This window comes from Mycobacterium shunyiense (genome assembly GCF_058270035.1).
In genome coordinates this window covers 377,859-386,284 of the sequence record NZ_JBZDPT010000004.1, presented here as the reverse complement: position 1 = coordinate 386,284, position 8,426 = coordinate 377,859, and the positions used below count along the sequence as shown (strand labels likewise).

General features: G+C 65.6%; 11 protein-coding genes and 1 tRNA gene. 3 read left to right on the top strand and 9 right to left on the bottom strand.

Annotation, left to right across the window (positions count from 1 at the left end):
* Positions 1-803, top strand: an 803-nt coding sequence (locus AC4ELS_RS05935; protein WP_499046335.1) for a glycoside hydrolase 5 family protein, incomplete at its 5' end; no start/stop codon positions are given.
* Between the two features lie 197 nt (positions 804-1,000).
* Here the strand turns inward: AC4ELS_RS05935 and AC4ELS_RS05930 are convergent.
* From AC4ELS_RS05930 to AC4ELS_RS05920, 3 genes are all read right to left on the bottom strand, one after another.
* Positions 1,001-1,405 carry an HNH endonuclease gene (locus AC4ELS_RS05930; RefSeq protein WP_448447567.1) on the bottom strand — a complete coding sequence of 135 codons (405 nt, stop codon included), beginning with the start codon at positions 1,403-1,405 and terminating at the stop codon, positions 1,001-1,003.
* A gap of 42 nt (positions 1,406-1,447) precedes the next feature.
* Positions 1,448-1,522 (bottom strand) — tRNA-Thr (locus AC4ELS_RS05925).
* A 27-nt stretch (positions 1,523-1,549) separates the two neighbouring features.
* Positions 1,550-2,365: a hypothetical protein gene (locus AC4ELS_RS05920; protein WP_448447565.1), complete on the bottom strand. Its 816-nt coding sequence runs from the start codon at positions 2,363-2,365 to the stop codon at positions 1,550-1,552.
* 96 nt (positions 2,366-2,461) lie between these two features.
* On the opposite strand from AC4ELS_RS05920, the gene AC4ELS_RS05915 reads away from it, so the two are divergent.
* Together AC4ELS_RS05915 and AC4ELS_RS05910 are read left to right on the top strand one after the other, a co-directional pair.
* Positions 2,462-3,181: a response regulator transcription factor gene (locus AC4ELS_RS05915; protein WP_064884923.1), complete on the top strand. Its 720-nt coding sequence runs from the start codon at positions 2,462-2,464 to the stop codon at positions 3,179-3,181.
* 30 nt (positions 3,182-3,211) lie between these two features.
* The gene (locus AC4ELS_RS05910; protein ID WP_498888581.1) at positions 3,212-4,645 is read left to right on the top strand and encodes a sensor histidine kinase; all 1,434 of its coding nucleotides are present in this window, start codon (positions 3,212-3,214) and stop codon (positions 4,643-4,645) included.
* On the opposite strand, the gene AC4ELS_RS05905 is transcribed toward AC4ELS_RS05910, so the two are convergent.
* The 6 genes from AC4ELS_RS05905 to AC4ELS_RS05880 all read right to left on the bottom strand — a co-directional run bounded on the left by AC4ELS_RS05905 (position 4,605) and on the right by AC4ELS_RS05880 (position 8,423).
* Complete coding sequence (locus tag AC4ELS_RS05905; RefSeq protein WP_064884678.1) at positions 4,605-5,021, bottom strand: HIT family protein; 417 nt, start codon at positions 5,019-5,021, stop codon at positions 4,605-4,607. The two genes, AC4ELS_RS05910 and AC4ELS_RS05905, sit on opposite strands and share 41 nt — an antisense overlap.
* Positions 5,022-5,063: 42 nt before the next feature.
* Positions 5,064-5,891 (bottom strand): SDR family NAD(P)-dependent oxidoreductase, encoded by an 828-nt coding sequence (locus AC4ELS_RS05900; protein WP_498889498.1) that lies wholly within the window; start codon positions 5,889-5,891, stop codon positions 5,064-5,066.
* Between the two features lie 29 nt (positions 5,892-5,920).
* Entirely contained in the window at positions 5,921-6,349 is a 429-nt protein-coding gene (locus AC4ELS_RS05895; protein WP_498888583.1) for a nuclear transport factor 2 family protein, read from the bottom strand.
* A 90-nt stretch (positions 6,350-6,439) separates the two neighbouring features.
* Positions 6,440-7,573, bottom strand: coding sequence for an NDMA-dependent alcohol dehydrogenase (locus tag AC4ELS_RS05890; RefSeq protein WP_044520554.1), 1,134 nt, complete (start codon positions 7,571-7,573; stop codon positions 6,440-6,442).
* A gap of 92 nt (positions 7,574-7,665) precedes the next feature.
* Positions 7,666-8,214 carry a nuclear transport factor 2 family protein gene (locus AC4ELS_RS05885; protein ID WP_499046331.1) on the bottom strand — a complete coding sequence of 183 codons (549 nt, stop codon included), beginning with the start codon at positions 8,212-8,214 and terminating at the stop codon, positions 7,666-7,668.
* Positions 8,211-8,423 carry a ferredoxin gene (locus AC4ELS_RS05880; RefSeq protein ID WP_448447557.1) on the bottom strand — a complete coding sequence of 71 codons (213 nt, stop codon included), beginning with the start codon at positions 8,421-8,423 and terminating at the stop codon, positions 8,211-8,213. The genes AC4ELS_RS05885 and AC4ELS_RS05880 overlap by 4 nt, the downstream gene beginning before the upstream one ends.
* Between the last annotated feature and the right edge of the window lie 3 nt (positions 8,424-8,426).

Here is an 8,426-nt window from a genome sequence, read left to right as displayed (position 1 = left end):
GCGCACACAGTGCTCACCGACCAGCGGCTCGGCAATCAGCTTCACCCGATCAGACCACTACCGGTCGTAGGCTCGCTGATCAGTTCCCATTAGGCGCGCAGCGGGCACCGACGCCGGGCGTGCACAACTCGGGCTGGGTGCAGAGCCCCGGTGCGCAACGCATCGACGACCCCCGTTACCGCCCTGTACTGCGCGACTACGTGGTCGGCGTGATGAGTCAGTTCCGCAACGACAACCGGGTCCTGGGTTGGGACCTGTGGAACGAGCCGGACAACCCCGCCAAGCAGTATCGCAAGGTCGAGCGCAAGGACAAGATCGATGCGGTCGGAGGACTGCTGCCCCAGGTGTTCGCCTGGGCGCGTTCGGTCAACGCCGTGCAGCCGTTGACCAGTGGTGTGTGGCAGGGCAGCTGGGACCGCGGAAGCCGAAGCGAGATGGACAGCTTCCAACTCGACAACTCCGACATCATCTCCTTCCACTCGTACGCCGGGCCTGCTGAATTCGAGGCTCGCATCGCCGAACTCGCTCCCTTGGGCCGGCCGATCATGTGCACCGAATACCTGGCCCGAGACCAGGGCAGCACCGTTGAGGGTGTGCTTCCGGTTGCCAAGCGGCACAACGTCGCTGCCTATAGCTGGGGTCTGGTGGCCGGCAAAACCCAGACCTACTTCCCGTGGGATTCGTGGGACAAGCCCTACACCAAGGTGCCGAACGTGTGGTTCAGCGATCTGCTGCAGCCCGACGGACGGCCCTACAAGGAAAGCGAATACCAGGCGTTCCGGAAGCTCACCACCCGCGTGTAGGTGTTTAGCCGTGGTCGATGCGGGCGACTCACCAGGCTATGGACCAACGTGACGGTGGCAGGCCGATACCGAAAGACGCCCGTAAGGTGACTGAGGGGCAAGAGGAGCTGCAGGACGAATTCGACCGTCGGGGTGAGGATCCCGAGGGGCCGGGACTGCACGAGAGCCACGAGAACATCGCCGACGAGACGTGAACGCTAGAACGACTGCCCGTTGGCGTAGCGCTGCCGGCGGCTGTGCCGTCCGTTACCGCGGTTGCGGCTCTTGTATGTCGGCAACTGGGAGTCGCAGTTGGGGCAGACCAGTCTCAGGTTTTCGCGTCGGTTGTTGGTCGGGTTCCCGTCGATGTGATCCATGATCAAGGTCAGGGGTAGCGCCTGCCACACGCTGGCCGCGCCGCAGATGGCGCAACAGCCCGACTGTGCCTCGATGAGGTAAAGCCGGATGTAGTTGCCTTGTTCGCCGCGGACCCGGGCGTCGCCTGACTCGAGCCAGCGCTTCGTCATGGCGCCTCGTCGCGACGCAGCTTGACACGCATTACCGCAGTAGAGCTTCTGGCTGCGCTTCGACAGCGGTGTACCGCAACCGCGACAGAGCCTCATGATGGGAAATTACTTGCAACCACCGACAACCGAGTCGATGCGTGGAGCCTCCTATCGGGATTGAACCGATGGCCTACGCATTACAAGGGCGTTGCTCTACCACTGAGCTAAGGAGGCGGGTCGAACGCGGCCTAGTTTAGCGGGTCACTCGTCGGCGTCGATAACTCGCTGGGAACTGACCGGCCGCGGGGAGCTTCGCCGAGACGAACGGCGGGGCAGTGGGATGCGGTCGGCGATGTTGCTCAACGGGTTCACCACCTGACTCAGTGTGATGACGGCTTCGTGCAGAGCGTCGATGGTGGGCGCGAGGGCTTCGAGCCCGGGCGCCAGCCGGTTGAGGGTGTCGGCCACATCGGCGAGCTTGAGCAGCGGGCCGTCGGGATCGGTCAGGGTGTCGAGCAGGCCGCCCTCGGCGAGGAGTTTGTCGGCCACCCCGTCCTCACGCAGCACCCGCTCGAACAGTCCGTCGTTGGCGAGCAGTTGATCGGCCAACCCGCCGGGTGCGATCACCCGGGACACGGCGCCATCGGCGGTGGTCAACCGGTCCAGCAGACCGCCCTCCATGGTCACCTGGTCCACCAGGCCGCCGGGGGCGACAGCCCGGGCCACGGCGCCGTTGTCTGCGGTCAGCCGGTCCATCAGGCCACCCTCGGCGGTCAGTTGATCGACGATCCCACCTGGTCGCAGCAAACGGTTGATCGGGCCTTCGGGCGCCAGTGCCCGGCCGAGTGGCGCGTCATCGTCCAGCAGTCGCGCCAGGCGGTTCGCCCGCTCCACCGCATCGTCGATGCCGAACAGCGAGGCCATCGATGACCTGCCGTTGAGGGGATTTGCTTCGGTGATGCTGCGTTGCACCGCGTTGAGGGTCTCGTTGGCGATGCCGAGACCGGCATCGGCCACCGCCAGCCCGATTCGCACCGGCGCGGTAGCAACCTGGATCAGCGTCTTGCCGAGATTCATGGGCGTCAGTGTAGTTACCCCGATCACAGTTAAACTCACAGGAAGTGCACAGCGTGCATGCAGGTTGAGTTCAACAGGTACTACCAACATCAGGGAATGGCCATGCCTGCATTACCTGAGAGCGTCCCGGAGGCCCGGGTTCTCGTCGTCGACGACGAGGCCAACATCGTGGAGCTGCTGTCTGTCAGCCTGAAGTTCCAGGGTTTCGAGGTCTACACCGCGTCCAACGGCGCCGCCGCGCTGGACAAGGCCAGGGAAGTCCGGCCCGACGCCGTGATCCTGGACGTGATGATGCCCGGCATGGACGGCTTCGGGCTGTTGCGCCGGCTCCGCGCCGACGGCATCGACGCCCCAGCACTGTTCCTCACCGCGCGCGACAGCCTGCAGGACAAGATCGCCGGCCTGACGCTGGGCGGCGACGACTACGTCACCAAGCCGTTCAGCCTCGAAGAGGTGGTGGCCCGGCTGCGGGTGATCCTGCGCCGGTCCGGCCGGGGCGTCGAGGAGCCCCGCAGCGCCAAGCTGTCCTTCGCCGACATCGAACTCGACGAGGACACGCACGAGGTCTGGAAGGCTGGCGAACCCGTTTCGCTGTCGCCCACCGAGTTCACCCTGTTGCGCTACTTCATCATCAATGCGGGCACGGTGCTGTCGAAGCCCAAGATCCTCGACCACGTGTGGCGTTACGACTTCGGCGGTGACGTCAACGTCGTCGAGTCCTACGTGTCCTACCTGCGCCGCAAGATCGACACGGGCGACAAGCGTCTGCTGCACACTCTGCGCGGCGTCGGTTACGTTTTGCGCGAGCCACGCTGACGCCTCGTTCGGCGGCGGCATAATTCTGGAGTGTTTGACCGGGTAGAGCGGCACGGTGTGCCGCTGCGGGTCGGGCTGGTGGCGGTCGCGCTGGTCCTGGTGGCGTGTGGGCTGCTCGCCTCCGGCGTCGCAGTGACCTCGATCATGCGGCACACCGAGGTGAGCCGAATCGACCAGACGCTTCTTGACGCCGCGGGAAGTTGGGCCCAGGAGCCGCGCCAACTGCCGTCGACGCCGCTGGAAGGGCCGAACCCAGCCCGCCCGCCGTCGAATTTCTATGTGCGCGGTGTCGACCAGGACGGCAGGACCTGGATCGCGGTCAACGACCGTGAGGCGGAGCCCGAGCTCCCCGATGACAACGATGTCGGTCCGGTGCCGGTGACCGTCGAGTCCGTCGGATCCTCCGACGTGCAGTGGCGGGCCATGACGGTGCAGGGGCCGAACGGCGAGCTCACCACCGTCGCGATCGATCTGTCCGACGTCCAGTCTTCGGTCCGGGCGTTGATCTGGTCGCAGGTCGGCATCGGCACGGTCGTCCTGGTGGTGCTCGGCGTCGTCGGCTACGCCGTCGTGCACCGCAGCCTGCGTCCCCTCGTGGAGGTGGAACAAACAGCCGCGGCCATCGCGGCCGGACAGCTGGATCGCCGTGTCCCCGAACGTGATCCGCGGACCGAGGTGGGACGACTGTCGTTGGCGCTGAACGGCATGCTCGCGCAGATCCAGCGGGCGGTGGCGTCTTCGGACGCCTCGGCCGAGCAGGCGCGGACTTCCGAGGAACGGATGCGCCGCTTCATCACCGATGCCAGCCACGAGCTGCGGACCCCGTTGACCACGATCCGCGGATTCGCCGAGCTCTACCGCCAGGGCGCGGCGCGCGACGTCGAGATGATCATGGGCCGGATCGAGAGCGAATCCCGACGGATGGGCCTGCTGGTCGAGGACCTCCTGCTACTGGCCCGACTCGATGCACAACGGCCGCTCGATCAGCACCGGGTCGACCTGTTGACCCTGGCCACCGATGCCGTCCACGACACCCAGTCGATCGCCCCGAACCGTCGGGTGCGGATGGAGGTGTTCGACGGTCCGGGGACCCCCGAGGTGCTGGGCGACGAGGCCCGATTGCGTCAGGTGCTGAGCAACCTGGTCGCCAACGCCGTGCAGCACACACCGGAAACCGCCGGGATCACGGTGCGGGTGGGCACCGACGGCGACGACGCGGTGATCGAGGTGTGCGACGAAGGCCCTGGCATGAGCCAGGAGGACGCGCGACGGGTCTTCGAGCGGTTCTACCGAGCGGATACCTCACGCACCCGCGCGAGCGGCGGTACCGGGCTGGGCCTGTCGATCGTGCATTCCCTGGTGCTGGCGCACGGCGGCACGGTGAACGTCACCACGGCGCCCGGTCAGGGCTGCCGGTTCACCGTCAGCCTGCCGAGGATTGCAGATCTGCCAGCGCGGCTTTGATCTTGGCCTGAGCCTCGTCGAGCGACTCGGCCGACGGGTTGTTGTCGACGTGGGCGAAACCGAAGTCGGCCAGGTTGTAGGCCGGGAACACGTGCACGTGCAGGTGCGGCACCTCAAGACCGGCGATGATCACGCCGGAGCGCTGTGCGCCGAATGCCCGGCAGACGGCCTTGCCGATCAGCTGCGACACTTCCATCACCCGGGCGAACACCGCGGGTTCGACGTCCTGCCAGTTGTCGATCTCGGCGCGGGGAACCACCAGCGTGTGGCCCTGCGTCATCGGGGCGATGGTCAGGAACGCGACGATCTCATCGTCTTCATAGACGAATCGTCCGGGCAGTTCTCCGTTGATGATCTTCGTGAAGACGGACGCCATGGAGACCAAGCATAGTGGAGGCCACCGCGTCCTGAACTCCGGTTATGTCCCGGAAATGGCCTCGTGCAGTTCCTCGACGGTCCACGGCGGCGCACTGTGGTGATCTCGGTATCCGATGAAACCGGTTGAGGGCCGGGCGAATTCGCCGATGAACCCACCCGCGGCGATGAAGATGCGGCCCGTCACGTCTTTGGCCTGGTCGCTGACCAGGTAGGCGTACGTGGGGGCGACGTAGTCCGGCGAAGCGGCGTCCAGTGCGCCCTGCATGCTGACGTCGTCGAGCAGTCCGCGCCGGTTGAGGTCAGCGATGTGCTGTTCATAGTCCGATCCGGTGGACAGCCGGGTGCGGGCGCCCGGGCACACCACGTTGGCACGCACGCCGTGTTCCTTGAGTTCGGCGGCAATCGCCAGGGTCAGCCCGTTCACCGCGCCCTTGCCCGCCGGATAGCCGCTGCCGCCGTAATCGCCCAGGAATGCAAAGGAACTGGTGTTGACGATGGCGCCACCCCCTTGAGCCACCATCTTGGGCGCCGCTGCGCGACAGGTCTCGAACACCGTACCCAGATGTGCGTCGAGCAGGCTCCGGAACTCGGCGCTGGTCACGTTCAAGATCGAGGACCCCGCCGGCTCCGCGGTGCCGGCGCAGTTGATCAGGATGTCGACGTGACCGAACTCGGATACGCAGGTGTCGACGAGTGCGTCGGCCACCACAGGGTCGGCCGGTGAACCGGCATGGGCGACACCGGAAATGGATTCGGCCGCGGCTGAGGCAGCCCCCAGGTCGCGGCCGTTGACCACCACACCCGCACCCTGGGCGGCCAGGAGCTCGGCGACCGCCAGGCCGATGCCGCGGGTGCCGCCGACCACGATCGCGCCGCGGCCGGCGAGCGATCCGGTGGTCAGTTTCCGTCCGCCTCTGCGAACTGCATCGCTTCCAGATTCCAGTAGCCGCGCAGGTTCGTGATCAGCCCTTCGTCGTTCACCTTGTAGGTGAAGACGCCTCGCACCGTGGCGGTGAACCCGTTGGGAAACTTGGTGCGCAGCACCAGGATGTAGGCGATCTCGGTCGGCGAGCTGGACGGGAACGTCTCCTCGCACGTGACGGTCAGCTCGTTGGGACCGATGTTGGTGTCGTAGAAGGCGGCGAGTGCTTCCTTGCCGCGCACCCCGGTGCCGTCGGGGTTGGTGACGGCCTCACCGATCGGGTCCTCGACCAGGATGTCATCGGCCATGAGGGCCAGCCAGCCCTCCCGGTCACCGGATTGCACGCATCTCCACGACGACCGCGAGGCGACGACGACGGGTGTCTCAGTGGTTGTCTCGGTCACGAAATTCCTTCCTCCATATGCCGAAATGGCATTCCAGCAGGTGGTTACTCGACCTTTGTCTGCTGGAATGCCATTTCGCGGGTAAGGGGTTTAGCGGTCGGCGTCGGTGTAGCGGATGACGCCGCGGATGTTGCGGCCCTCGAGCATGTCCGCGTAGCCGTCGTTGATCTGCTCCAACTTGTACTGGCGGGTCACCATGTCGTCCAGGTTGAGCCGGCCGGCCTTGTACATGCTCAGCAGCTGCGGGATGTCGTGGTGCGGGTTGCCGCCACCGAAGATGGTGCCCTGCAAGCGCTTCTGCAGCAGGGTCAGCATCGACAGGTTGAGCTTGACGTCGTTGCTGGCCATGTTGGCGACCGCGGTGGCCACGACCGTGCCGCCCTTGGCGGTGATGTTCATGTAGTGGTCGATGTCCTCGCCCTTGAGCTCACCGACGGTGACGATCGTCTTGTGCGCCATCCGGCCCTGGGTGACCTCGGCGACCCCGGCCATCGCGGAGAAGATGTCCGGGTAGGCGTGGGTGGCACCGAACTTCAGCGCGTTGTCGCGCTTGAACTCGACCGGGTCGACGGCGAAGACGTTGCGTGCGCCGGCGGCCAGGGCGCCCTGCAGCGCACCGGTGCCGACACCGCCGACGCCGACGATGACGACGTCGTCACCCGGGCGGACGTCACCGCTGCGCACCGCCGAGCCGTAGCCGGTGGTGACGCCGCAGCCCACGAGGCAGGCCACCTCGAACGGGATGGACGGATCGATCTTCACGACCGAGCTCTTGTGCACGACCATGTACGGGCTGAACGTGCCCAGCAGGGTCATCGGGATGACGGGCTGACCGTTCTTGACGGAGTGGATGCGATGCGTGCCGTCGGAGACCGCCGTGCCGGCCAGCAGCCCCGCGCCCAGGTCGCACAGGTTGCGCAGACCCTCCTGGCACGCCGGACACTCGCCACACGACGGGATGAACGACAGCACGACGTGATCACCGGGCTGGATGTGGTCGACGCCCGGGCCGACCTCCGTCACGATGCCTGCGCCTTCGTGGCCGCCGAGCACCGGGAAACCTGCCATCGGGATGTCGCCGGTCACCAGGTGGTGATCGGAATGGCACATGCCCGAGGCTTCCATCTGAATCTTGACCTCGTCCTTGACGGGGTCACCGATCTCGATCTCCTCGATCGTCCAAGGTTGGTTGAACTCCCAGATGAGAGCGCCTTTGGTCTTCATCGCGTGTGCCTTCCACTAGAGCCGTTGACCACAGACTAGAGCCATTAGTTGCGTGGGTCACACCCACCCCCAAGCAACTGCTTGGCCGGGAACTACCAGATCTTGACCGGCGCTTCGCCGCGCGGGTAGTAGCCGGGCAATTTCTCGCCGGCGAGGCTGCGCTCGATGCGCTTCTGCATCGTCGGGGTGAGGTCGCCGGAGCTGATCAGGTTCATGAATGCCTTCTGCACGTGCCCGAAGTCGAAGAAGTCGCGCTGCCACTCGATGAGCAGCTGATCGTTGAGCCGGAACCAGCTACCGCCGATGCCGTAGATCTCGGCGGTGCTGCCGTCGGACTTGTGGGCGATCTGCTTCCAGAAGCCGACGATCTCGTTCTGCTTCTCGTCGATCAGCACCCGCTGGTACTCGTAGACCCAGTTCTCCAGGCCTTCCATCTCCAGGCCCAGTGCGGTGTCCCGGATTTCGTCCTTGCCGATGCACATGACGTCTTCCTTGGGCCCGATGTTCCAGCCGTAGGTTGCATCGTCGGTGTAGAAGTCGGCCAGCGGCTTCCAGTCACCGGCCTTCTCGGCCTCCTGGTTGGCCTTGAGCCAGCGATCGGACCAGGTTTCGAGGGCTTCTCGTTTGGAGGATGAAGTCATTGTTCCGCTTTCTTTGTGATGGATAGTGCTCGGGTAGGACACATCTCGACGGCCATCTCGACGGCATCGCGGAGCTCGTCGGATGGTTCGTGATCGAGGATCTCGACGACGCCGCGTTTCGGCACCCGGAACACGTCCGGCGCTTCGAGCTCACACATGGCGTGGCCCTGGCACAGATCCTCGTCGACCTCAACGCGGTAGCAGCCCATGAG

Bases quoted from the DNA above. Each gene is read 5' to 3' on its own strand.
- AC4ELS_RS05930 (WP_448447567.1), bottom strand. From the start codon at position 1,405: ATGAGGCTCTGTCGCGGTTGCGGTACACCGCTGTCGAAGCGCAGCCAG.
- AC4ELS_RS05920 (WP_448447565.1), bottom strand. From the start codon at position 2,365: ATGAATCTCGGCAAGACGCTGATCCAGGTTGCTACCGCGCCGGTGCGA.
- AC4ELS_RS05915 (WP_064884923.1), top strand. From the start codon at position 2,462: ATGGCCATGCCTGCATTACCTGAGAGCGTCCCGGAGGCCCGGGTTCTC.
- AC4ELS_RS05905 (WP_064884678.1), bottom strand. From the start codon at position 5,021: ATGGCGTCCGTCTTCACGAAGATCATCAACGGAGAACTGCCCGGACGA.
- AC4ELS_RS05890 (WP_044520554.1), bottom strand. From the start codon at position 7,573: ATGAAGACCAAAGGCGCTCTCATCTGGGAGTTCAACCAACCTTGGACG.
- AC4ELS_RS05885 (WP_499046331.1), bottom strand. From the start codon at position 8,214: ATGACTTCATCCTCCAAACGAGAAGCCCTCGAAACCTGGTCCGATCGC.
- AC4ELS_RS05880 (WP_448447557.1), bottom strand. From the start codon at position 8,423: ATGGGCTGCTACCGCGTTGAGGTCGACGAGGATCTGTGCCAGGGCCAC.